The sequence below is a fragment of the Blattabacterium sp. (Blattella germanica) str. Bge genome (genome assembly GCF_000022605.2).
In the GTDB taxonomy this organism is placed as follows: Bacteria; Bacteroidota; Bacteroidia; order Flavobacteriales; family Blattabacteriaceae; genus Blattabacterium.
Window position 1 is genome coordinate 298,117 of record NC_013454.1, and the last position, 26,100, is coordinate 324,216.

The following is a 26,100-nucleotide window of genomic DNA, read 5'->3' on the forward strand; positions in this document are numbered from 1 at the left end:
CTTAAAGCAAGCTTTCTGAATATAAATCTCTATTTTTTGTATCTGCACGAAGAATACTTTCACTTCTGTAATAATAAAGACTTTTTAATCCTATTTTCCAAGCTTCAAGATGAACCTTATTTATATATTTTGCCGGTGTGTTTTGATGAAAAGAAAGATTAATGCTTTGTCCTTGATCAATATATTTTTGTCGTATACTCGCTTGTCTTATTAATTCAAGTTGATTAATTTCTTTGAAACATCTAAAAACATTTTTTTGTTCTTCACTAAGAGCTGTTAACCCAAGACAAGATCCTTTTTCATTGGCTATTTGTTCCCAAACCTCTGGAAGGTTGTATCCAATTTCTATAAGCATTTTTTCCAAATAAGGATTTTTTCGAATATGCATTCCTTTTGCATCATCATCTACATATATATTTGCAGCTAATGGTTCTACTCCTTGAGAAAGACCTCCGGCTAGTTTAGCAGAACTTCTATTAGGAGCCATAGCCATTAAAGTTAAATTTCTTCTTCCTGTACCTATATTCCATTCAGATTCTCCGTATTCTTTAGCTAAATACTTAGTAGCTTTTTGAGATTCCAATTGTATTTTTCTAAATATATTATGTGTCAATATTTCAGATTGAACAGATATAAAAGGAATCATATTAGATTGCAAATACGAATGCCATCCTAAAGCTCCCAATCCTAGAGCTCTACTTTTTTCTGCAAAACGAACAGCATCCTCTATTCCTTGTATATTTTTTCCTTTGTCAATAAATTCTTGCAAAACAGCATCAAGAAATAAAATGGCATAAAAAACAGTATTTGTATTTTTCCACTCTACATATTTGTATAGATTTAAAGAAGAAAGACAACATACAAGAGTATGATTTTCATCTGTTGGTAACATAATTTCTGAACAGAGATTGCTGTGATGTATTTTCAATCCATTTTTTTCCCAATTCTCTGGAAGATTTTTATTAGCATTATCTTTGAAAAAGAGATATGGCTCTCCAGTTTTTACACGTTCCTTAAGGGTATTTATCCAGAAAGATCGTTCTTTTCCGTTTTTTTTCAATACTTCTTCCATAAAGGAATCCGAAATAATCACTCCTTGATGAACATTATGACATTGACGATTGATATCTCCTTTAGGTTCTCTTATTTTTAGAAATTCTGGATACTCTTGATGTTCTATATTTAAATAAATAGCCACAGCTCCTCTTCGTGTTCTACCTTGTTTACTAGCTACGATTGCACTATCATATGATTTAATAAAAGGAATAACTCCATCAGAACTTCCTAATGTTCCATTTTTTATAGGACTTCCAATAGGTCTAACCAAACTAAAATCATATGACGTACCTCCTCCATGTTTGCTAAGTATAGCCATCTCTAGATTTTTTCTATATATTTCATACATGCTATCCCCTATTCTTCCTGAAAAACAACTAATAGGCAAACCTTTTTCTGTTCCTAAATTCACCATAACTGGAGTAGAAGGGATTAGCCATCCTTTCCAAAAAATATTAAAAAATTTTTCTTCTATTTTCGGTTTTTTCAGAATTTTTGCTGCATTTTTTGCTAATCTTTTATATGCCTCAAAAGGAGTTTCTCCATCTAACAGATATCCACCTTTAATTGTAGTCAAATATAATTCATTGTTAGCCCAAACAGGAAAATCTTTTCCTACTTTCCATCCTTCTTTTTCTGCAATAGGGTGTGTTTCCATTTTTATTTTAGAAATTTTAGAAGTATTTCTATTTATTTTTTTCTTTTTCTATTTGCTCTTTTAATTTAGCTAATCCTTCTATATCCCCAAGAGTAGATCTCTCAAATTTTCTATTCCTTACACTCCTGACACGTTGTTCTTTCTTCTTATCTTTATCACGATAAACAGATGTATGAGAAACTACAATTTTTTTAGTTTCTTTATTAAATTCTATTACCTTAAAATTAGTTTTTTCTCCTTTTTTAAGGATTGTCCCATCTTTTTTTTCTAAAAAACGTAATGGAGAAAAAGCTTCTATTTCTTGATCTTCTATAAATTTAACAGAAGCTCCTTTGTCAAAGGAATTTGATATTATTCCATTGTGAATGCTTCCTACATAATAATTTTTTTCATACTTATTCCATGGATTTTCTGATAATTGTTTATGTCCTAAATTGAGTCTTCTAGCTTGAGTATCTAAAGAAAGTACAATAACTTCTAATTTATCACTGATATTGCAAAACTCAGAGGGATGTTTTATTTTTTTAACCCATGAAAGATCATTCGTATAAACAACTCCAGATATTCCTTTTTCTAATTCCAAAAAAACTCCAAAATTTGTAAATCTTTTGACAACTCCAATATGTTTTGATCCAATAGAATATTTATCTTGTATGTTTCCCCAAGGATCTTGAGTGAGTTGTTTTACACTTAAAGACATTTTTCGTTCTTGACGATCTATTGTCAAAATTATAGCTTCCAATTCATCTCCTATTTGAACGAAATCTTGTGTGGAAGACAAATCAGTAGACCAAGACATTTCACTAATATGCAATAAGGCTTCGACTCCTGGTATAATTTCTACAAATGCTCCATAATCGGCTAAAACAGTAACTTTACCTTTTACTTTACTTCCTATTTTGAGATCTTTGTCCAAAGAGTTCCAAGGATGAGGTTGCAATTGTTTCAACCCTAATTGTACACGATTTTTATCTTTGTCTACACCTAAAACTACAAATTTTAATTCTTGTTCTAATTGAACTACTTCTGTAGGATGATTGATGTGTGGCCAACTCATATCGGTAATATGAAGTAAAGCATCCACTCCTCCTAAATCAACAAAAGCCCCATAAGGAAGAATATTTTTTATTTTTCCTTCTAATACTTGACCTTTGTCCAATTTCGATATCATTTCTTTTCTCTGTTCTTCAATATCTCTTTCTATTAATACTTTATGAGAAACAACAACATTTTTTGTTTTTTGATTAATCTTAACTACTTTGACTTCCATAGTTTTTCCAACATAAGTATCATAATCTCGAACAGGTTTCACATTTATGTGTGATCCTGGTAAAAAACATTCAATATCAAATATTTCAACAATTAGTCCTCCTTTTGTTCTAGCTGCAACATACCCCAATATAACCTCAGATTTTCCGTATGCTTCATTGATACGTTGCCAATTTCTCAACATTTTTGCCTTTTGATACGAAAGAATACATTGTCCTTTATAATCCATTTTAACAACCATAACTTCTATCTTGCTTCCAGTTTGAATATTAGAATCTTCTCTAAATTCACTTATAGGAATGGCTCCTTCTGCTTTAAATCCAATATCTACAATAACAGTTTTATCAGCAATGTGTGTTACTATTCCTTGATAAATTTCTAGTTCTTGAATATTGGGTAAAGTTTTTGTGTATATTTCTTCAAATTTTTTTCTTTCTTCCTGTGTCTCATTATTATTTAAATGAGTTTCGTATTTCGTCCAATCGAAACTTGTTTCTATTTTTACCTGATCATTCAATTTTTCGTGATCAGATGAAGGGAATGCTTTACTTTTTATTTCTTCGGTTTGATTAGACATAATTTTTATTATTTTTTTCACGATTTTTTCTCTCCATATATGAAAATCTGGATAGAGAAACTAGAATCGAGTATTCTCGTTTGTTTTATTTAATTTTTACAAAAAAAACAGAGAATACAAAACTAATAATTTTTCAGTAACTTTTTCTACTAATTCAAATAAAATGTACCTCATTGTTGATACCGAAACAACTGGATTACCGATATCCTACAATTTTTCAATTACTCATACAGATAATTGGCCAAGAATAGTTCAATTTTCATGGCAAAATCATGATATTTTAGGAGATTTAATAGAATTTAAAAATTTTATTATCAAACCAGATCATTATGATATTCCTTTCAATGCTTTTAAAATTCATGGAATTACTAATGAAAAAGCCGAAAAATATGGAGTAGATTTGAGTTTTGTACTTTGTGAATTTAGAAAATCTCTTGAAAAATCTCAATGTTTGATTGGACATAATTTAGAATTTGATAAAAAAGTTATAGAGTGTGAATTTCTTAGAAAGAAAATAGAAATTTCTTTTAAGAAGAAAAAAATATTAGATACCAAAGAAATTTCTGTTTCTTATTGTAAGTTACCGGGAAACAGAAAAAAATTCAAATGGCCTACATTATCTGAATTGTATCAAAAACTTTTTGAAGAAAAAATTCCAAATTTGCATGATGCTGCAAATGATGTAAAAGCTACAGCTCGTTGTTTTTTAGAGTTGCTCCGTATTGGAATTATATCACATCAAGATATAGGAGTAGAAAAGGATACAATCTTGAAGTTCAAGAACAGACATTCTTCAAAAATTTCTTCTTCTATAGTCTCTTTGGATCCTTCTTTGTCATCTATAAAAGTAGAAAAAGTAGAAAAAACAGTAAACTTTAAGAAAGATGATAAATTAAAAGAAGAAATTAAAAAAAAAAAATACTCCCATATTCATAATCACACCTATTTTTCTATTCTTTATTCTACTGTAGATATACGATCTCTGGTTGATAGGGCAATACATTTCAATATGCCTGCTGTAGGAATAACAGATTATGGAAATCTTATGGGCTCTTTTCATTTTTTAAATGCTATTCATTCTATAAATAAAAAAAATTATCCCAAAAAATTGATTAAAGGAATTGTTGGGTGTGAAGTTTTTCTTTCAGACAATTATTTGCAAAAAAAATTTACAAAAGATGAACCAGATAAACGGTATCAACAAGTTTTTTTATCTAAAAATAAAAAAGGGTATCACAATTTAGCAAAACTTTGTTCGCTTGGTTTTACAGAAGGTTTTTATGCTGGAATTCCTAGAATTGGAAAAAAATTAATTGAAAAATACAAGGAAAATTTAATTGCTCTTACTGGAGATCTAAATGCAGAAATTCCATATACTATACTGAATTATGGAGAAAGGAAAGCTGAAAAAGTTTTTTTATGGTGGAAGGAACTTTTTGGAGATGATTTTTATATAGAGTTATTACGTCATGGATTAGAAGAAGAAAATCATGTAAATGATATATTGCTAAAATTTTCTAAAAAATATCATGTAAAATATATTGTACAAAATAATACTTTTTATTTAGATAAAAATGAAGCGAATGCACATGATATTTTGCTATGTGTCAAAAATGGAGAAAAGCAATCAACACCTATAGGAAAAGGAAAAGGTTATAGATTTGGCTTCCCAAATCATGAGTTTTATTTTAAAAATTCAGAAGAAATGAAAAAAATATTTTCTGATCTTCCAGAATCTTTTGATTTTTTAGAGGAATTGGTTAACAAAATTGAATCTTATCATCTTTCACGAAAAATATTACTTCCAAAATTTCAAATTCCAAGATCTTTTGAAGATCCTATGGATAAAATAGATGGAGGAAATAGAGGAGAAAATCGTTTCTTAAAAAGAATTACTTATGAAGGGGCTAAAGAACGTTATAAAAATATGACCAAAGAAATCCAAGAAAGAATTCTTTTTGAATTAAAAACAATAGAAAGAATTGGATATCCTGGTTATTTTCTGATTGTTCATAATTTTATTCAACAAGCTAGAAAAATGAATATTTCAATTGGACCTGGAAGAGGATCCGTAGCAGGATCTGTTGTGGCTTATTGTATAGGAATCACCAATATAGATCCCATAAAATACCATCTTCTTTTCGAACGATTTTTAAATCCGAATAGAATTTCTTTACCAGACATTGATATAGATTTTGACGATAGAGGACGTGATAAAATTATTGAATGGGTAGTTCAAAAATATGGTAAAAATCAAGTTGCACAAATTATAACATATGCTACAATGGGAGCAAAATCATCTATTCGAGATACTGGTCGTGTATTAGATTTATCTTTAAAAGAAACAGATCGTCTCGCGAAAATGATCCCGAATATGTTATCATTGAAAACTATTTTATCAGAAAATTGTTCCATAGAAAAAATTAGGAAAGAAGACACAAATAACATACAAAAACTGAGAAAAATAGCGATCAATAAAGATTCTTTGGAGGGAAAAGTATTACAACAAGCAAAAATTTTAGAAGGAACTATAAGAAGTACAGGAATACACGCTTGTGGCATTATAATAAGTCCGTACAATATTAAAGAATATATTCCGGTTTCTGTGTCAAAAGAATCTGATTTATTGCTTACACAATTCGATAATCATGTAGTAGAACATGCTGGATTACTAAAAATGGATTTTCTAGGATTGAAAACTCTTACTATCATTAAAGACGCTGTGAATCTTATCAAAAAAAAACGTAAAAATAATACAGAACTTTCATTTCCTCTAGAAGATGAAAAAACTTATTGTCTTTTTCAAAAAGGAGAAACAATCGCCGTTTTTCAGTATGAATCTCCAGGTATGCAAAAGTATTTACGTCAGCTAAAACCCGATAAATTTGATGATTTAATAGCAATGACTGCTTTGTATAGACCAGGTCCTTTACAATATATTCCTAATTTTATATCTAGAAAACATGGAAAAGAAGCCATCACCTATGATTTGCCAGAAATGGAGGAATTTTTAAAAGAAACTTATGGTATAACAATATACCAAGAGCAGGTCATGTTGATAGCTCAGAAAATAGCTGATTTTAGCAAAGGAGATGCGGATCTTCTGAGAATAGCTATGGGAAAAAAACAAAAAGAAGTTCTCAATACAATGAGAAATCAATTTATTGATAGTGCTATGAAAAAAGGGTATTCTAAAAATATATTAGAAAAAATATGGAAAGATTGGGAATATTTTTCTTGTTATGCTTTTAATAAATCTCATGCTACATGTTATGCCTATATTGCTTTTCAAACGGCTTATTTAAAAGCTCATTTTCCATATGAATATATGGCTTCTGTATTAAGCAATAATATGCACAATATTAGACAACTTACTTTTTTTATAGAAGAATGTAGAAAAATGAATATATCTGTGATTCATCCAGATATCAATGAAAGTGATTCTTTTTTTGAAGTGACCGATTCCAATCGAATTCGATTTGGTCTTACAGGAATTAAAGGAGTTGGGGAAAATGCTGTTAAAATTATTCTTCAAGAAAGAGAGAAAAACGGACCATATACCTCTATTTTGGATCTGGTAAAAAGAATTGATTTACGTATAGTCAATAAAAAAACTTTGGAAAGTTTAATTCTATCTGGATCTTTAGACTGTTTTCATATACATAGAGAACAATACTTTCATATTGAAAATGATGAGAAATTAAATACTTTGGAAAAAATTATTCGATTTGGATCAAAATTTCAAAAAGCAAAAAATAAAAGTACTGAAATGAAAATGGATCAACCCGTTATTATGGGATGTGATTTATGGAGTAATGTATATAAATTATCGAAAGAAAAAGAAGTGTTAGGTGTTTATGCATCCGCACATCCTTTAGATGATTATTATTATGAAATGAAGTATTTTATGAATACATCTTTATCCAATTTATCCCTTATCAGCAAAAAGGAATCTATGTTTGTTGGAAAAAAAATTCATACATGTGGAATTTTATCAAAAATAGAAAAGAAGACATATATAAGAAGTGGGATTAAATATGGTCTTTTTTTATTGGAAGATTACAATTCTTCTAAAGAGTTCAGAATTTACGGACAAAAATATTTGAAATATGAACCTATTTTGCTGATTAATAATTTATTATATTTGTGTATTTCTATAGAAAAATTCAAAGATCAAGAATATAAAATAAACATCTTGCATATAGAAAATTTGCAAAATGTTCTTGAAAAATTAGTACAAAAATTGATCGTTAAAATCAATATTAATGATTTAAATAACACAATGATTAGTAATATAGAAACATTATTTTCTCAACAGAAAGGAAATAAAAAACTAAACATTGTTCTTTATGATAAGGAAAATAGAATTTTTTTAAATTTTGAATCCAGAAAATATGGAATTAATATTAATTCAAGTTTTTTAAAAAAATTAGAAAAAATAAACGGATTAGATTTTTGTTTAAATTAAAACTTATCAGTAAATATCAAGTAAAGTATAAAGACTGAAATTAATTAAAAAGACTTTATTAAATTTGTATTTAGGGACAGTAAAAGTAAAATATATGAAGCATCATTCATACTTCTCGGGACAACTCATTTATTTTTTTTCTTAGTGGTTTCTTACAAAAATGAAAATCAAAGTTAGAGTATCTCATGAAGAGGATACAAAATATGCTTCCTTAATTTGTCAAAAAATTAAGGAATCAGCAAAGAGCAGAGGGACTGGAATCGCAAAAAAAGATCCAGAGTATATTAAATCAAAAATGATTCATGGAAATGCAGTCATTGCTTTTTGTGATGAAAAATTGGCAGGGTTTAGCTATCTTGAGATTTTTCAAAACAAAGAATTTGTCGTTAATTCCGGTTTAATTGTTTTTCCTGAATTTAGAAAACAAGGATTGGCAAAAATTATTAAAATTGAAATCTTTAAACTTTCCAGAAAAAAATTTCCTAATTCCAAAATTTTTAGCATAACAACAAGTAATCCAGTTATTAAAATAAATACAGAATTGGGGTTTAAGCCTGTTGCTTTTAGTGAGCTCACTCAATCAGAAGAATTTTGGAAAGGATGTAAAAGCTGCGCAAACTTTGATGTATTAACCAGAAATCAAAGAAAAATGTGTTTATGCACGGGGCTTTTATATAATCCCAATCATCAAAGAAAAAAAGATAAAAAGAAAAATAATTATTTATCTCCTGGAGATAAAATTGTTTTAGCTTATAGTGGGGGGTTGGATACCTCTTATTGTTTAAAATATCTTATACAAGAAAAATACGAAGTTCATACAGTTATTATTAATACAGGAGGATTCAACAAAGATGAGTTAGAAGAAATTGAGGATAGAGCTATAAGTATTGGATCTAAATCTCACAAAACAATTGAGGCCATAGAAGAATATTATCAGAATTGCATAAAATATCTTATATTCGGAAATATTCTTAAGAATAATACTTATCCGCTTTCAGTAAGTTCAGAAAGGATTTTTCAGGCTATTAAAATAGCTCAGTATGCAACTTTTATTAAAGCAAAAGCAATTGCTCATGGAAGTACAGGAGCTGGAAACGATCAAATTAGATTTGACATAGCCTTTCAAATTATTTGTCCAGAAAAAATAACTTTATCTCCTATAAGAGATATGAAAGTTTCTAGGGAAGAAGAGATAGAATATTTGAAAAATCAAGGAATATCTATTTGTTGGAATCAAGCAAAATATTCTATCAATAAAGGAATTTGGGGAACGAGCATAGGAGGAAAAGAAACTCTTACTTCTTATCACGATTTTCCGGAAGAGGCTTATCCAACAAAATTGAGTAGAAAAAAAAGTGAGAATTTAGAACTAGAATTTGAAAAAGGAGAACTAGTAAGTGTTAATCAAGAAAAAGGAAAAGCTATAAAAAATATAATAAAGATCGAAAAAATAGCCTCAGAATTTGCTATAGGAAGAGGAATTCATATAGGGGATACGATTTTAGGGATTAAGGGAAGAGTTGCATTTGAAGCTTCAGCTGCAATTATTATTATCAAGGCTCATCATTTATTGGAAAAACATATTCTCACAAAATGGCAACTTTATTGGAAAGAACAACTGTCTAATTGGTATGGAATGTTACTTCATGAAGCTCAATATTTGGATCCAGTCATGCGCGATATAGAAAAGTTTTTAAAGAGTACACAAGAAAGATTGACCGGGACTGTAGATATAATTCTTTATCCTTATAGATTTCATTTAGTAGGGATCAAATCTAAATTTGATTTGATGGCATCTTCTAATTCTAACATAGCTCAATATGGAGAAATGAATTATGCTTGGACGGCAGAAGATGTGAAAGGTTTTACAAAAATTTTGAGTAATCAAATGAAAATGTATCATAATTTAAATCAAAAAGAAGAATGATTGAAATAGGTATTATTGGAGGAGCTGGATATACTGCTGGAGAATTAATTAGATTGATGATTCATCATCCAAAAATTAAAATAAAAAGTGTAGTTAGTAAAAGTCATACAGGAAAATTGATTCATTTGGTTCATCAAGATCTATTAGGAGAAGGAGAAATAGATAATATGAAATTTACTCGTGATTTAAACAAAAAAATTGATGTAGTATTTCTTTGTTCGGGTCATGGAGAATCTAGAAAAGAATTGAATCATATCAACATATCGGAAAAAACAAAAGTCATTGATTTAAGTCAAGATTTTAGAATTATGGCTCAATCCGTTTTTGAAAATAGAAACTTTGTCTATGGGTTGCCAGAATTACAAAAAAAAACAATAACAAAATCAAGTAATATAGCCAATCCTGGATGTTTTGCTACAGCTATTCTTTTAGCTATTTTGCCATTAGCTAAAAATCAATTATTAAAAAATAATATTCATATTAGTGCTATAACTGGTTCTACAGGATCCGGAAGAAAACAGAGTGATACGAATCATTTCAGTTGGAGAAATAATAATATTTCTGTTTATAAAATTTTTCAACATCAACATTTACAGGAAATAGAACAAACTATCCATAAAGTACAAAATAATTTTTCTTCTAAAGTTTATTTTGTACCTTACAGAGGAAATTTTTCAAGAGGAATTATAACCACTTTATATACTTATTCTACTTTGTCTTTAGAAGAAAACAGGGAAATATATAAAGAATATTATAAAAATCATCCATTTGTAAATATTTCTAATATCAACATTGATATTAAACAAGTGATCAACACTAATAAATGTATTTTATATCTTCTGAAAGAGAAGGATCAATTGATTGTAACCAGTATTATAGATAATCTGATAAAAGGAGCTTCTGGTCAAGCCATACAAAATATGAATCTTATATTTAATTTGGATGAAACTTGTGGTTTAAAATTAAAATCCGTTCGTTTCTAATCAAAAAAGAATATGAAATTATTTGACGTTTATCCTATTCTAGATATAGAATTAAGCAAAAGTAAAGGATCTTATTTGTTTGATGTACAAGGAAATATGTATTTAGATTTTTATGGAGGGCATGGGGTCATTTCTATTGGACATTTGCATCCATATTATGTAAAACTATTGACTGAACAAATTCATAAAATATCCTATTATTCTAATAGTGTTTATATTTCTCAAAAAAATAAATTGGCTGATCTTCTTGGAAATATTTCAGGATATGAAGATTATTCCTTGTTTATATGTAATTCTGGAACAGAATCTAATGAAAATGCATTGAAAATAGCTTCTTTTCATACAGGAAAAAAAAAGGTAATTGCCTTTAAGGGTTCTTTTCATGGAAGAACAAGTGGAAGTGTATCGGTTACGGATAATTACAAATTAGTATCTCCTTTTAATGCTCAGCATGAAACTATATTTTTAGATTATCAGAATATTGATTCTTTGGAAGAAAAATTAAAAAACAAAGATATTTGTGCTTTAATTACTGAAGGAATACAAGGAATATCTGGAATGATCGATCCAGGTTTGGACTTTTTTTGTAAAGTTAGAGATCTTTGCAAGAAATACGATACCGTATTGATTGTTGACGAAGTGCAAAGTGGATATGGAAGAACAGGATCTTTTTTTTCTCACCAATTATATCCTATCCGACCAGATTTAATTACTATAGCTAAGGGAATGGGAAACGGTTTTCCTATAGGAGGTGTACTGATCCATCCTAAATTCAAACCATATTATGGAATGTTAGGAACTACTTTTGGTGGAAATCATTTAGCTTGTACAGCAGGAATTGCTGTGTTAGAAATTATTCAAAAAGAAAATTTAATTGAAAATGCAAAAAAAATGGGAAAAATACTGTTACAAGAATTGCGTCTCATTCCTGAAATTAAAAAAATAAGGGGAAGAGGGCTCATGCTAGGATTGGAATTGAATTTTCCTATTCAGGATTTGAAAAATATTTTAATTTATAAAGAAAAAGTATTTATCGGAACATCTAATAATCCATATGTTTTACGATTGCTTCCTCCGCTGAATATTAACGTAAATCATATAAAATTGTTTATTACGAAGTTAAAGAATTCCTTAGCGTATTTATATAAAAAAAATGGAAAATCATAAAATCAGAAACCGGGCTACTCTTATGTTGGAAGACGGAACAAGGTATGAAGCTTATCATTTTGGGGCCCCTGTATCCTCTTCCGGAGAAGTTGTATTTAATACTGCTATGACTGGTTATACAGAAAGTATGACGGATCCCTCTTATAGAGGTCAAATCCTTACTTATACTTATCCTATAATAGGGAATTATGGGATTCCATCTTCTTCTTGTAAAGAATCTATTTTTGAATTTTATGAATCCGATAGAATTCAAGTCTCTGGACTTATTCTTTCTTATTATTCTAACCGTCCGTATCATTGGAATATGAGTTTATCCCTATCAGATTGGTTATTGAAACATGGAGTTCCTGGATTGTATGGCATAGATACCAGGTTTATTGCAAAAAAACTTCGAAAAAAAGGAGGATCTATGTTAGGTAAAATTTTAATGGAAAATGAAGATCTTCCTTTCTATGATCCTAATCAGGATAACCTTTCTGAAAAAGTATCTATTCATGAAAAAATTACATATGGAAATGGAAAATACAAAATATTACTTGTAGACTTTGGTTTAAAGAATAATATTTTACGTTGTCTCTTGCGAAGAGATTGTACTGTTATAAGGGTTCCATGGGATTATGATTTTACGAGCGAAAAGTATGATGGATTGGTTCTTTCCAATGGACCTGGAAATCCTAAAATTTATGAAAAACCTATTCATTATATTCGTATAGCTATGAAAGAAGAACAACCTATATTTGGTATATGTTTAGGAAATCAACTTTTGGGAATTGCAGCAGGAGGAGATACTTATAAATTGAAATACGCGCATAGAAGTCATAATCAACCAGTTATATTATTAAAAACAGGAAAAAGTTTTATCACATCACAAAATCATGGATTTGTTTTGGATGCAGAAAATCTTCCTAAAGAATGGAAAATATTTTTTAAAAATTTAAATGATGATACTTGCGAAGGGATCATTCATGATTCTAAACCTTTTTTTTCGGTACAGTTTCATCCAGAAGCTTCAAGTGGACCTACGGATACCGAATTTTTATTCGATCTTTTTATCAATTCAATTGTTAAAAGCAATAAATAATTAAAAGAATCTTCCAAAATTAGTATGAAAATAGACAAAGTACTTATCCTGGGATCAGGTGCATTAAAAATAGGAGAAGCTGGTGAATTTGATTATTCTGGAACACAAGCACTCAAAGCCCTTAAAGAGGAGGGGATTTATACTATACTGATTAATCCAAATATTGCCACAGTTCAAACTTCAAAAGAAATTGCTGATAAAGTTTATTTTCTTCCTTTGACTTTATTTTTTATTCAAAGTGTTATAGATAAAGAAAAACCAAAAGGAATTTTATTGTCTTTTGGTGGACAAACTGCATTAAATTGTGGAATTCAGCTTTTTCAAGAGGGAATTATCGAAAAATATAAAATTCAAGTTTTAGGAACCCCTATTGAATCTATTATTCACAGTGAAGATCGAAAATTGTTTCGAAATAGGTTGACTCATATTAATATAAAAACGGCAAAAAGTTTTGTAGTTCATTCTATGGATGATGCTATTTCCTATTCTTTAAAAATAGGATTTCCTATTATCATTAGATCTGCTTATACACTTGGAGGTTTGGGAAGTGGTTTTGCGAAAAATATTAATGATTTAAAAAAAATAGTAAGTAAGGCTTTTTCTTATTCTTCTCAAATTATTGTAGAAGAATATTTAGAAGGATGGAAAGAAATTGAATATGAAATAGTTAGAGATAAATATGATAATTGTATTTCTGTATGTAATATGGAAAACTTCGATCCCATAGGAATTCATACAGGAGAAAGTATTGTAGTAGCACCATCACAAACTCTAACAAATTCTGAATATTATAGTTTAAGAAAATTAGCAATATCTATTGCTAGAAATTTTAATATAGTTGGAGAATGCAATGTTCAATTTGCATTAGACCCTAATTCAGAAGATTATCGTGTTATTGAAGTGAATGCACGTCTTTCTCGTTCAAGCGCTCTTGCTTCCAAAGCGACTGGTTACCCTTTGGCTTTTGTAGCTGCTAAATTGTCTTTAGGATACGGTTTACATGAGTTGAAGAATGCTGTGACTAAAAATACTTCTGCTTTTTTTGAACCCGCGTTGGATTATGTTGTATGCAAAATTCCTAGATGGGATCTCAAGAAATTTTATGGAGTTTCTAATAAAATAGGAAGTAGTATGAAAAGTGTTGGAGAAGTAATGGCTATTGGAGGTTCTTTTGAAGAAGCTTTACAAAAAGGGATTCGAATGTTAGACATCGGTATGCAAGGGTTCATAAACATGAATAAGAAAAAACAGGAGTCTAATCATTTACTGAAAGAATCCCTTAAAAAACCTACAGATCAAAGAATTTTCTTTTTAGAAGAAGCTTTAGAAGAAGGTTATTCTATGAAAGAAATACATGATTTAACGAAAATTGATCCATGGTTTTTATACCTACTTGATAATATTTTTCAAACAAAAAAAAAGATAGATGATTTTGATAATTGGAGAGATGTTCCGGACGAATTGTTACGTAAAGCGAAAAAAGAAGGTTTTTCTGATATGCAAATAGCTAGTATTTTTTTTAACAAACAAAGCGATCTATATAACAGTATTTCTCATTTAGAACAAGAAATAAGAGAATATAGAAAAGAAAAGAACATAGTTCCATATGTAAGACAAATTGATACTTTAGCTTCTGAATATCCAGCATATACAAATTATTTGTATTTAACCTATCATGCCATTCAACATGATATCATTTATGAAAAAGATGATAAATCTGTTATCACATTAGGATCTGGTGTTTATAGAATTGGAAGTAGTGTAGAATTCGATTGGTGTTGTGTGAATGCATTAAATACTATTAAGAAAGAATCTTATAGATCAATCATGATTAATTATAATCCTGAAACTGTGAGTACTGATTTTGATGTATGTGACAGATTATATTTTGAAGAGCTGACTTTAGAACGTGTATTAGATATTATTGAACTAGAAAAACCGAAAGGAACAATTGTTTCCATGGGAGGACAAATTCCTAATAATTTGGTTCTAAAACTTTATGAAAAAAAAGTAAAAATTTTGGGGACCTCCCCTATTTCCATAGACCAAGTTGAAAATAGATACAAGTTTTCTAATGCTATGGATCATTTAAAAATTGGACAACCTAGATGGAAAGAATTATCCGATTTTGATACTATTTATCAATTTGTCAAAGAAGTGGATTTTCCCATATTGGTTAGACCTTCGTATGTGCTTTCTGGTGCAGATATGAATGTTCTTTCTAATCAAGAGGAATTGCAACACTATCTTAGTGAAAAAGTATCTATATCTCCTGAATATCCATTAATTATTACAGAATTTATTAGAAATGCAAAAGAAATTGAATTAGATGCTGTTTCTCAAAATGGAGAAATTTTGTATTATGCTATATCAGAACACGTAGAGTTTGCAGGAGTCCATTCAGGAGATGCTACTTTAGTATATCCTCCACATAATCTCTATTTATCAACATTAAAAGAAATCATTTGTATATCCAAAAAAATATCCAAATATTTTAATATATCTGGTCCTTTTAATATTCAATTTCTATCTAAAGATAATGAAATTAAAGTCATTGAGTGTAATTTGAGAGCCTCTAGAAGTTTTCCTTTTGTATCAAAAGTGTCTCATTTTAATATGATTGAATTAGCTACTCAAATTCTTCTTGGAAAAAAGAAAAATAAAGTAGAACCTAATTTTTTCATGACAAATTTTTTAGGAGTTAAAGCTTCCCAATTTTCTTTTTCTCGTTTGCAAAATGCAGATCCTATTCTTGGAGTGGATATGGCTTCAACAGGAGAGGTGGGATGTTTAGGAAATACTTTTGATGAAGCACTTTTAAAATCCATGATTTCTGTTGGTTATACCATTCCAAAAAAAAATATATTGATATCTGGAGGTCCGATTGGATCTAAATTGGACCTTTTGGAGGTCGTAAAACTGTTGCATAAAAAAGGATATATATTATTTGCTACAGAAGGCACCAATAATTTTTTATCCAATCATGGAATTCCCTCTATTAGGGTTTATTGGCCGAATGTAAAAAAATATTCAAATGTTATTGAATTGATAAAAAATAGAAAATTAGATCTTATCATTAATATTCCAAAAAATCTAAGTAAATCAGAATTGGATAATGATTATGCGATCAGACGTTGTGCGGTAGATTTTAATATTCCTCTGCTGACTAATGCGCGTTTAGCAAAAGCTTTTATCCGAGCATTTTGTAATTTATCTATGGACCAATTATTTATAAAAGCTTGGAATGAATATAAATAAATGAAAAAGAAAAGTTTATGAAAAAATTTTTTAGCGTAGAAGATGTTATTAACGTATATGATCTTATTAAAGAAGCTCTTATTTTAAAAAAAAATCCATATAAATTTAAACATATTGGAAAAAATAAAACAATTGGATTGGTTTTTTTTAATCCTAGTTTACGGACAAGAATTAGTTGTCAGAAAGCTGCTTTTCATTTAGGATGCAACACTTGGGTATTGGATATTCATAAGGATTCTTGGAAAATTGAAATGAATGATGGAAGTGTGATGAAAATGACACAAGAACATTTAAAAGAAGCCATTTCTGTAATGAGCATATATTGTGATATTCTTGCAGTTAGAACTTTTCCTAGTTTATCAGATCAAGATTCTGATTACAAAGAAATAATTTTTAATAAAATATTGAAATATTCTAGAGTTCCAGTTGTCAACATGGAAAGTGCGACTTTGCATCCTTTGCAGTCTTTAGCTGACGTAATGACTATTGCCGAATTTACATCTTTTTTTAAAAAAAGATGTAAAGTTGTGTTAAGTTGGGCCCCTCATATCAAACCATTGCCACATTCAGTGGCCAATTCTTTTTCTCAATGGATATCCAAAATAGAGCAAATTGATTTTACTATTGCATGTCCAGAAAAATACGATCTTCATAAAAAATTTTCTAATGGAGCTTTCACTACACATCATCAAAATGTGGCTTTTAGAAATGCCGATTTTATTTATGCAAAAAATTGGAGTAGTTATTTAGATTATGGAAAAATGCTTTGTCAAAGTTCGGACTGGATGATCACTGTAAATAAAATGAAATTAACCAATCAGGCTAAATTTATGCATTGTTTACCTGTAAGAAGAAATGTTGTGGTAGAAGATGCTGTTTTAGATAGCAAAAAACATTCCATTGTATTGCAACAAGCAGAAAATAGAATTTTCGCCTCACAAATAATTTTTTTAAAAATTCTACAATCTTTATCATGAAAATCCATATAGTCAAAATTGGAGGTTATTTAATTAATGACCAGGAGGTTCTTAATTCTTCTTTGAAAGCTTTTTGTAAACTACAAGGGAATAAAATATTGATTCATGGAGGAGGAAGAAAAGCAGATTTTATTTCAAATAAAATGGGAATTTCTCAAAACATTATACAAGGTAGAAGAATAACAGATAAAGAAACCCTGGACGTAGTTGTTATGACTTATGCAGGAATGATCAATAAAAATATTGTGTCTATATTACAATCTTATCACTGTAATGCTTTGGGTTTATGTGGAGCAGATGGAAATTGCATTAAATCATATTTACGAAAAAAAACAAATATTGATTATGGATATGTGGGGGATCTCAATAGTCAAAGTATTAATACTCGTTTAATAAAATTTTTATTGACAAATAATATCATTCCTGTGTTATGTTCTATAACTCATGATGGAATAGGAACACTGCTTAACACAAATGCAGATACAATAGCTGCTTATATGGCAATATCCTTATCCAAGGAAAAAAATTGTGAAACGGAATTACATTTTTGTTTTGAAAAAAAAGGAGTTTTACGAGATATGAAAGATTCTGAATCTTATTATCAAAAAATAAATTTGAATTCATTTCAAAAAATGAAACAAAATCATACCATAAAAAATGGAATGATTCCTAAATTGGAAAATGCTTTTTTGGCATTAAAAAATGGAGTGACTAAGGTTAGCATAGGCCTACCTAACTATTTAAATGATGTTAATAATAAGACTATTTTATGTCTGTAGTCAATTTGCAAGTTTTAAAGGAAGAAGCTATCCAGCTTTTGATACAATTAATCAACACACCTTCTATATCCAAACAAGAAAATAAGGTCTCTTTTCTTATAGAAGATTATCTTCATAAATATGGATTTCATGTAAAAAGAAAATTTAATAATATATGGACTGAAAATGATAATTATTTAAAAAAAGAAAATATACGAACTATACTATTCAATTCTCATCATGATACGGTAAAACCAGGAAAAAATTGGAAAACAAATCCTTTTTCTGCTATAAAACAAGAAGATAAACTAATAGGATTAGGTAGTAATGATGCTGGAGCTTCCGTCGTTTCATTAATATCTACTTTTATATATTTAAGTGGATTATCGGAATTACCTTACAGATTGATTCTTTCAATTACCGCGGAAGAAGAAATATCTGGACCTTTAGGTATTAGAGCCATTTTACCTGAGTTGGGATGTATCGACTTAGGAATTGTAGGGGAACCTACACAGATGCAAGTGGCTATTGCTGAAAAAGGATTAATGGTGTTAGATTGTGTAGCCGAAGGGAAAACAGGACATTCTGCAAGAGATATAGGAATTAATGCTATTTATGTAGCGACAAAAGACATAGAACACTTAAGAAATTTATATTTTGATAAAAAATCAGAATTGCTAGGTTGTACGACCTTAAATGTTACTCAAATACAAGGAGGAATACAACATAATGTGATTCCTGATTTTTGTTCTTTTGTAGTAGATATTAGAACCAATGAATTATATAAAAACGAGGAAATCATTGAAATTATACAAAAAAAAATTCACTCTAAAATGAAACCTCGTTCTTCTCATTTAAATTCTTCTTTCATAAATCCTATGCATCCCATTGTTTTAAAAGCTAAACGAATAGGAAGAAAAACTTATGGATCTCCTACCCTTTCAGACCAAAGCATTATGCCTTTTTCAACCATTAAAATGGGAGTTGGAGATAGTGTACGTTCTCATACGCCTAATGAATACATTTTGATTTCAGAAATCATGGAAGGAATAGAGATTTATATCTCTTTGTTAAAAGACTTTTCCTTTTGATTTTGATTTTGAATTTGAAACAAAAAAGGTAAATTTGTTATTTAAATGGAAAAAATATGTTACAAGAAATAAACGATGAGAACTTTGAAAAGTTAGTTTATGAATCTGATAAACCTATTTTGGTAGATTTTTGGGCTCCATGGTGTTCTCCATGTAGAGCTTTGTCTGTTTTATTAGAAGATATATTTACTGAATATCATAATAAGGCTTTGATTTTTAAGTTGAATGTGGATAAAAATCCAAAATTTTCTTCTAAATATGGAATACGAAGCATTCCTACTATGATCTTTTTTAAAAATGGAGAAAAAAAAGATATGCATATTGGAATAGCTTCCAAAGAGGATATCAGAAAAAAATTAGATGCTTTAATTTCTCAATAATAAATAAATAATTGAGGTCTGGTAGTTCAGTTGGTTAGAATACATGCCTGTCACGCATGGGGTCGCGGGTTCAAATCCCGTCCAGACCGCATTCTGTTTTTTTCAATCCAATAAGCTCATTTTATATTTTATGAGATCCTCTATGGATATAATTTTCATGTTAAATTTTTTAGCAATCTGAATCAATTGTGGGAGACGTGCCATAGATCCATTTTGATTAAGTATTTCTACCAAAACACCTCCAGGTGTATATCCAGCCATTTTGGTTATATCAATAGCCGCTTCTGTATGTCCAGGTCTTTCTAATACACCTCCTTTTTTTGCACGAAGAGGAAATATGTGCCCTGGTTTATTGAATGCTTCTGGTTTAACTTCTTTGACTAAAGCAAGAATAGTTTTAGCTCTATCTGAAACTGAAATTCCAGTACTAACCCCATGTCCTCGTAAATCTACGGAAACCGTAAAAGCCGTTTTTCTAGGATCTGTGTTATTTTCTACCATCATTTTAAGTTCTAGTTGATCACATTTTTCTTCTGTTAGGGAAACACAAACGAGTCCTCTTCCATGAGTGATAAGAAAATTGACAATTTGAGGAGTTATTTTTTCAGCAGCTACTATAAAATCTCCTTCATTTTCACGATTTTTATCATCGACCACAATAATGATTTTTCCATTTTGGATATCCTGAATGGCTTCTTCAATATGATCGAAATTTTGATTCGAACCAAAAACCATATCTATATTATATTTGTTTTATTGAATATAAAAATCATCCATTACAGTTTTATAAGTCATCCATATACTTACTGGAAAAAAAATAAAATTAGGAATCCATGCTCCTATCCATGGATATATTTCAACTTTTTCTACTTTATTTTGAGTTATGGTCAGTAAAGTATAATAAATGATGAATATAGCTAGTGCTATCATAGTAGGATAACCTATTCCTCCTTTTCTAATAATAGCTCCTAATGGAGCTCCAGTCAGAAACATTATAATGCATGTTACTGGAAATGTAAATTTTTTTTGCAATTCCAATTGCAGCTTGGCTAATTTATGGATATTTTCCTTCTGATGTTTACTTTTTTCTTTTTTTAAAAGATTAATTTTTTGAATCAAATTTTGGGTATTATAGGACTCATAGTCATCTAAGTTTTTGATTTCTTCATAGAAAGGAATTTGAAAATTTTGAATTAAAGTATCAAATTGTACAATTTGATAAGAAGATTGTTCTTTATTCGTATTTTCACTATACAAAATTCCATTAATTAATTTAAATTGAATGAATTCGGATTGATCTTTATTTGGAATGAAAAATCCTTTTTGAGAAAGAATAGTATTTACTAGTAAATTTTTGTCATAAAAAAAAATAAATATATTATGCAGTTGTTGATTCTTTTTTCTGTCTATTTTTATGAAAAAATCCGGCAATAAATTTACAAATATTCCTTCTTTTAATTTGAAAGAGGGATGAGTGGATGATATTTTATACCCTAATTTTTTAGCTTGTTTGATCGCTTTTGGAATGGCTAAATCGGAAAAAAAATACAGTCCAATTGATAAAATGCAGGTTATTCCTAAAATAGGCTTCATGACACGAAAAAGAGATATTCCAGAAGATTTAATTGCAATAAGTTCTTGATTTTCTGATAAATGACCAAATGTAATGATAGAAGTTAATAATAGGGATATAGGAGTCACTAATGGAATAATAGATATCCCGAAATAAAATACAAATTTTATTATTATTAAAATATTGATATTTTTTCCAGTCAATTCATCTATTTGACTCCAAAAAAATTGAATCATAAAAACGGCAAATATTGTCGAAAAAATAATGAAAAAAGGAGTTATAAATAAACGAATCATATATAGATCAAGTTTTTTTATTGGAATCATAACTTAGTCAGGTTCTGGAAGAAAGAAATATTCGTTTTTTTTATCATTTTTTTTGTAAAAATCAACGATTTTTTGAATATCTGATAAATCAATAAAGGGACATTGTAACCGAATCAATTCATTTCTATTAGAAAATAATAGATCTCCTTTTCCTATTAATTGTTCAGCTCCTGAACAATCTAATATGGTTCTAGAATCTATTTTAGAACTTACTCGAAATGCAATTCGTGCAGTGAAATTGGATTTGATTAATCCAGTAATAACATCAACGGATGGTCGTTGTGTTGCTATTATCAAATGAATACCTACAGCACGAGCCAGCTGAGCTAATCGAGTTATATATGTTTCTATTTGTTTTTTTTGATAAAAAGAAAAACTTAAGTCTGCAAATTCATCAATGATTAGTATGATATAAGGTAAATGATATTTTTGATTGTATTCTTGAATATTTCTAACCTTATATTTTTCTAAAAGAGCATATCTTTTATCCATCTCTTTACACAAAGAATTTAATATATTTTTTACTTGATGTAAATCTGTGATTATGGGTTCTATAGAATTGGGAATAGCCGCAAAATAAGATTTTGAAATTTTTTTGTATACAGATAATTCTACTTTTTTTGGATCAATCAAAATAAATTTGATATCTTCTGGATTCTTTTGATATAACAAAAAAATAATCATAACATTTAATCCTACGGATTTGCCTTGTCCAGTTGATCCTGCTATAAGTAAATGAGGCATTTTAGTTAAATCTATAACAAAAATTTTATTAAATACTGTTTTTCCTAAAGAAATCGGGAGTTCCATTTCATGACTCATTTTGTGACTTTCTTCTGAAAAAAGAATGTCTTTCATATAAACAGGATAACGATTATGATTCGGAATTTCTATTCCAATGGATCCTTTTCCAGGCATGGGAGCTATAATTCTTATGGATATAGCAGATAAATTTAAGGCGATTTCATTTTTTAAATTTTTTATTTTTGAGATTCTTGTTCCTACCTTAGGATAAATTTCATACAAAATGATAGTAGGTCCTATAATCGCTTTTATTTGACATATTTCTATTTTATAATAGTTAAGTACTTGGACTATTTTTTTTTTATTAGAATCTATTTCTAGGTTATTCACTGATATGGAAGAAAAATCTTTTTTAGAAAAAATAGAATGGAGAATGTTTTTATTTTTTGGACTGGATTCATTCGTTTTTTTCAATGGTCTATTAACAATCTTTGTATTTAAAAAAAAATTGCACAATTTATTGCACAATTTGAAGATTGTATCTGTTTCTTCGTAAGATTGTATTTTTTGTGGAATTCCATTTTTTGGAGGATTCATACGAAAAATAATGATAAAGTAAAAAATAATACTCGTAAAAATAAGTATATATGATCCTATTTTTCCAAATAAATGGATCAACAAATTCCCTATTTCAAATCCAAAAATTCCACTAAATATTCCTTGATCAGGAATAACAAGATAAAAAGTTATTGGAAGCCATATACTAAAAAATATAAATTTACATATTGTTGATTTATAAAAATCATTCAATAGTTTTTTTCTTACAAAAAGAATTCTTAATCCTGTGATAAACAGTAATATAGGAACAAAAAACACACTAATTCCTATTCCACAGTAAATGAAATAGTGAGAGACTACAGCCCCCATTTTTCCAAGTAAATTTTCTGCTATGATTTCTTTATCAAAAAGTTTTTCCAATTGGCTTTGATCATTTTTCCAATGAAAAAGGAAAGAAAAAAAACTTAATAACAAAAAAGACTACTTACCAATAAAAAAATCCTAAAAAAGTTCTAATAGTTTGATTTTCGTTTTTTCTTTTTTTTTGTAGCTATTTTTTTTTGTAATTTTTTTTGTTACATTGAAATAAATTAAATATTTTTTCTAAAAATGAAAAAAACAAAAATGATTTTATTTATTATTTTTTTAGGTATTTTTTATTCTTTTCATAGTTATAGTTTCGCTTTCGCTGATGAAAAAAACTCAAAAAAAAATGAAAATTATCACTTTAACATGTTTGTAGATTTTAGGAGTAGTATTCATTCTGCAGTAAAAAAAGAATTTTTTGAGGGATCTCGTTTTTCTGAAGACCATTTGAATTTAGAAGTGATAGGAAAAGCAAATGACAAAATCAGTTATCGTTTTGCAAAAAAATTGAATCATAATAATAGAATAGTTGATTTAGCTTATTTAAAATATAAGTGGAATGATAAACTTTACTTTTTGATCGGAAAACAACCAACTTCTTTTGGAAGCATGGAATATGCTAATGGGTTCTATGAATCACCATATAGGTATACAAATGTATATAAAAATAAGGAGAATCCTATTGGAATCAATTTTATTTATCTTCCAATCAAAAATCATGAATTACAATTTCAAATTGTAAATAGCATACCAAATAATAGGGATAATAAGGAAGAAAGTCCAATTCAAAAAGTGAATAATCCTATGGGTTATTCTGTGAATTGGAATTGGAGTTTTTTCAAAAATAGAATTTTACAAAATAGATGGTCATATTCTATTTTTCAAGAAAATGAAAATAAAAAATTTTGGAAATTGTTAGCTTTAGGGAGTAAGTTAAATTTCAAACTTTTTTCCATAGAAGCAGATTACATATTAAGTGATGAAGACATAGAAAAAAATGGCGATATAACAAAAATTTTTCATTCATGGAATTCTGATTATAAAAATGCAGCAGCTGTAAAATATGGAACTTATTTAGTAAAATTGAAATACAATTTGATTCCAAAATGGAATTTGATTGCCAAAGGAGTATATGAAATGGGAACTTCTAAAAAAGCAATCAATAATATTTTGGATGAAAATAAATTGTTCAAAAAAGCATATACTTATTATGGAGGTATAGAATTTATTCCTTCAATCAAAAATGAAGATCTTAGTTTTCATTTTTTGTATCAAAATCAAAGAATTAATTACAGTTTAGATCAAATTAAAAAAGAAAATAAGAACAATCATTTTATCATGTTGGGATTGAGTTATCGTATTCAAATGATTTAATAATATTATTTGATTGATTGGTATGAAAATAGGACTTTATTTTGGATCATTTAATCCCATCCATTTAGGACATACAATTATTGCTAATCATATAACAGAATTTTTATATATAGATCATGTTTGGTTCGTTGTTTCTCCACAAAATCCATTAAAAAAAAAAAATCTTTTAGATTATGAACACCGCATGAGAATGGTTCAAATGGCTATTTTTGGTTATGAAAAAATGAGTGTTTTGGATATAGAATACGGATATTCTCCTTCTTATACAATTCATACATTGTCTAATATAGAGAAAAAATATCCTAAAAATCAATTTTTTCTTATCTTAGGACAAGATTCTTTTTCTTCTTTAAGAAAATGGAAAAATTATAAAATTATTTTGAACAAATATGATATTTTGGTTTATCCTAGACTTGGTTATTTCTCAGATTCTGTTTTTAAACGGAAAAATATAATTTTTTTGAAGGCTCCAATTATTGAATTATCATCTTCTTTTATTCGAGATTCTATTCAAAAAGGAAAAAATATGAAACCTATGCTTCATCCAGAAGTTTGGAATTATATGATAAAATATAAATTTTATAGAAAAAAATAAAATTATTTTTCCGTTTTTATTTATAGTATTCATGAGCTTTTTTTAATAATCTTATGAATTCAAGTTCTTCAAATATTTTTTTAATAGAGAGCCAATTTGGTTTTTTTACATGGAATTTTTCCTCATGAAAAGAAAAAAGTGGGATGTCTGTCACAATGGTAATTAATTTCTTGGATAAAAGACCTAAATTTTTGTTTTTTTCAAGATTTTTTTGAATCTTTCCCTTAAGATCATGAGTGGAATTTAACAATTTTTCAATGCTTCCATATTTTTGAATAAATTTTTTAGCATTTTTTTCTCCTATTCCTGGCAATCCTGGGATATTATCAGAAGGATCTCCCATCATACTCCATAAATCTATAACTTGTTTTGGATGGTTGACTCCAAATTTTTCTTTTATTTCCTCTATTCCGAATATTTTTTTTGGATTTCCTTTAAAAGGTGGTATGTAAACTTTAATATTTTCTGTGACCAATTGAAAAAAATCTTTGTCCAAGGTAATTATATAAATAATATATCCTTTATTTTCTGCTTTTTTAGCTATTGTTCCGATAATATCATCAGCTTCATATCCGTTTTTTGCATGCAAACAAGAAATTTGAAAGGTTTTTAAAATTTTTCTAATATAAGGAATTGCTATGCAAATAGCTTCTGGTATTTTTTTTCTATGTGCCTTATATTTATAATATTCTTTTTTTCGAAAAGAAATTTCTTGATTGTCATCAAAAATGGTAGCCATATAAGATGGTTTTTCATCATTTAATGTTTTGATCAAAAAATATGTAAAATTTATGATAGGTGAAGTATTGAGTCCTTTGGAAGTCAAAAGAGGCTTATTTATGTAAGCATAATAACTTTGATAAATAAGAGGATATGCATCTATTAAAAATAATTTTTTATTATTATTCATATTT

At 28.3% G+C, this 26,100-nt stretch carries 18 protein-coding genes and 1 tRNA gene; 13 read left to right on the forward strand and 6 right to left on the reverse strand.

Annotated features, from left to right (window positions below):
- Position 1: 1 nt before the first annotated feature.
- Positions 2 to 1,714 carry a ribonucleoside-diphosphate reductase subunit alpha gene (locus BLBBGE_RS01520; protein WP_012840838.1) on the reverse strand — a complete coding sequence of 571 codons (1,713 nt, stop codon included), beginning with the start codon at positions 1,712 to 1,714 and terminating at the stop codon, positions 2 to 4.
- Positions 1,715 to 1,742: 28 nt separating this feature from the next.
- Positions 1,743 to 3,560 carry a 30S ribosomal protein S1 gene (rpsA, locus tag BLBBGE_RS01525; protein WP_012840839.1) on the reverse strand — a complete coding sequence of 606 codons (1,818 nt, stop codon included), beginning with the start codon at positions 3,558 to 3,560 and terminating at the stop codon, positions 1,743 to 1,745.
- Between the two features lie 163 nt (positions 3,561 to 3,723).
- Between rpsA and dnaE the strand changes: the two genes are divergently transcribed.
- The 11 genes from dnaE to BLBBGE_RS01580 all read left to right on the forward strand — a co-directional run bounded on the left by dnaE (position 3,724) and on the right by BLBBGE_RS01580 (position 19,739).
- On the forward strand, positions 3,724 to 8,028 hold the full coding sequence (dnaE, locus tag BLBBGE_RS01530; RefSeq protein ID WP_012840840.1) for a DNA polymerase III subunit alpha: 4,305 nt from the start codon (positions 3,724 to 3,726) through the stop codon (positions 8,026 to 8,028).
- A gap of 160 nt (positions 8,029 to 8,188) precedes the next feature.
- Positions 8,189 to 9,955 carry an argininosuccinate synthase domain-containing protein gene (locus BLBBGE_RS01535; RefSeq protein ID WP_012840841.1) on the forward strand — a complete coding sequence of 589 codons (1,767 nt, stop codon included), beginning with the start codon at positions 8,189 to 8,191 and terminating at the stop codon, positions 9,953 to 9,955.
- Entirely contained in the window at positions 9,952 to 10,938 is a 987-nt protein-coding gene (gene argC, locus BLBBGE_RS01540; RefSeq protein WP_012840842.1) for an N-acetyl-gamma-glutamyl-phosphate reductase, read from the forward strand. The genes BLBBGE_RS01535 and argC overlap by 4 nt, the downstream gene beginning before the upstream one ends.
- Positions 10,939 to 10,950: 12 nt before the next feature.
- Positions 10,951 to 12,105, forward strand: a complete 1,155-nt coding sequence (locus tag BLBBGE_RS01545) for an aminotransferase class III-fold pyridoxal phosphate-dependent enzyme (protein ID WP_012840843.1) — start codon at positions 10,951 to 10,953, stop codon at positions 12,103 to 12,105.
- On the forward strand, positions 12,092 to 13,186 hold the full coding sequence (carA, locus tag BLBBGE_RS01550; RefSeq protein WP_012840844.1) for a glutamine-hydrolyzing carbamoyl-phosphate synthase small subunit: 1,095 nt from the start codon (positions 12,092 to 12,094) through the stop codon (positions 13,184 to 13,186). The genes BLBBGE_RS01545 and carA overlap by 14 nt, the downstream gene beginning before the upstream one ends.
- Before the next feature lie 24 nt (positions 13,187 to 13,210).
- The gene (gene carB / locus BLBBGE_RS01555; RefSeq protein WP_012840845.1) at positions 13,211 to 16,444 is read left to right on the forward strand and encodes a carbamoyl-phosphate synthase (glutamine-hydrolyzing) large subunit; all 3,234 of its coding nucleotides are present in this window, start codon (positions 13,211 to 13,213) and stop codon (positions 16,442 to 16,444) included.
- 17 nt (positions 16,445 to 16,461) lie between these two features.
- Positions 16,462 to 17,421, forward strand: coding sequence for an N-acetylornithine carbamoyltransferase (locus BLBBGE_RS01560; RefSeq protein WP_012840846.1), 960 nt, complete (start codon positions 16,462 to 16,464; stop codon positions 17,419 to 17,421).
- Positions 17,418 to 18,200, forward strand: a complete 783-nt coding sequence (gene argB / locus BLBBGE_RS01565) for an acetylglutamate kinase (RefSeq protein ID WP_012840847.1) — start codon at positions 17,418 to 17,420, stop codon at positions 18,198 to 18,200. Before BLBBGE_RS01560 ends, argB begins: the two co-directional genes overlap by 4 nt.
- Complete coding sequence (locus BLBBGE_RS01570) at positions 18,191 to 19,270, forward strand: M20/M25/M40 family metallo-hydrolase (protein ID WP_012840848.1); 1,080 nt, start codon at positions 18,191 to 18,193, stop codon at positions 19,268 to 19,270. Before argB ends, BLBBGE_RS01570 begins: the two co-directional genes overlap by 10 nt.
- Positions 19,271 to 19,326: 56 nt before the next feature.
- On the forward strand, positions 19,327 to 19,650 hold the full coding sequence (gene trxA, locus BLBBGE_RS01575) for a thioredoxin (RefSeq protein WP_012840849.1): 324 nt from the start codon (positions 19,327 to 19,329) through the stop codon (positions 19,648 to 19,650).
- A 15-nt stretch (positions 19,651 to 19,665) separates the two neighbouring features.
- Positions 19,666 to 19,739: transfer RNA gene (locus BLBBGE_RS01580), tRNA-Asp, on the forward strand.
- 13 nt (positions 19,740 to 19,752) lie between these two features.
- Here the strand turns inward: BLBBGE_RS01580 and ribB are convergent.
- Genes ribB through BLBBGE_RS01595 form a run of 3 tightly spaced genes read right to left on the reverse strand, consistent with a single transcriptional unit; the run spans position 19,753 to position 23,325 of the window.
- Positions 19,753 to 20,385, reverse strand: coding sequence for a 3,4-dihydroxy-2-butanone-4-phosphate synthase (ribB, locus tag BLBBGE_RS01585; protein ID WP_012840850.1), 633 nt, complete (start codon positions 20,383 to 20,385; stop codon positions 19,753 to 19,755).
- Between the two features lie 18 nt (positions 20,386 to 20,403).
- Positions 20,404 to 21,549 carry an LptF/LptG family permease gene (locus BLBBGE_RS01590; RefSeq protein WP_012840851.1) on the reverse strand — a complete coding sequence of 382 codons (1,146 nt, stop codon included), beginning with the start codon at positions 21,547 to 21,549 and terminating at the stop codon, positions 20,404 to 20,406.
- A gap of 3 nt (positions 21,550 to 21,552) precedes the next feature.
- Positions 21,553 to 23,325, reverse strand: coding sequence for a DNA translocase FtsK (locus BLBBGE_RS01595; protein ID WP_012840852.1), 1,773 nt, complete (start codon positions 23,323 to 23,325; stop codon positions 21,553 to 21,555).
- Positions 23,326 to 23,460: 135 nt separating this feature from the next.
- On the opposite strand from BLBBGE_RS01595, the gene BLBBGE_RS01600 reads away from it, so the two are divergent.
- Positions 23,461 to 24,591, forward strand: a complete 1,131-nt coding sequence (locus tag BLBBGE_RS01600; RefSeq protein WP_012840853.1) for a porin — start codon at positions 23,461 to 23,463, stop codon at positions 24,589 to 24,591.
- Positions 24,592 to 24,613: 22 nt separating this feature from the next.
- Positions 24,614 to 25,186, forward strand: coding sequence for a nicotinate (nicotinamide) nucleotide adenylyltransferase (nadD, locus tag BLBBGE_RS01605; protein ID WP_012840854.1), 573 nt, complete (start codon positions 24,614 to 24,616; stop codon positions 25,184 to 25,186).
- 16 nt (positions 25,187 to 25,202) lie between these two features.
- Here the strand turns inward: nadD and BLBBGE_RS01610 are convergent, their stop codons facing one another.
- On the reverse strand, positions 25,203 to 26,096 hold the full coding sequence (locus BLBBGE_RS01610) for a 5'-3' exonuclease H3TH domain-containing protein (protein ID WP_012840855.1): 894 nt from the start codon (positions 26,094 to 26,096) through the stop codon (positions 25,203 to 25,205).
- Positions 26,097 to 26,100 lie beyond the last annotated feature (4 nt).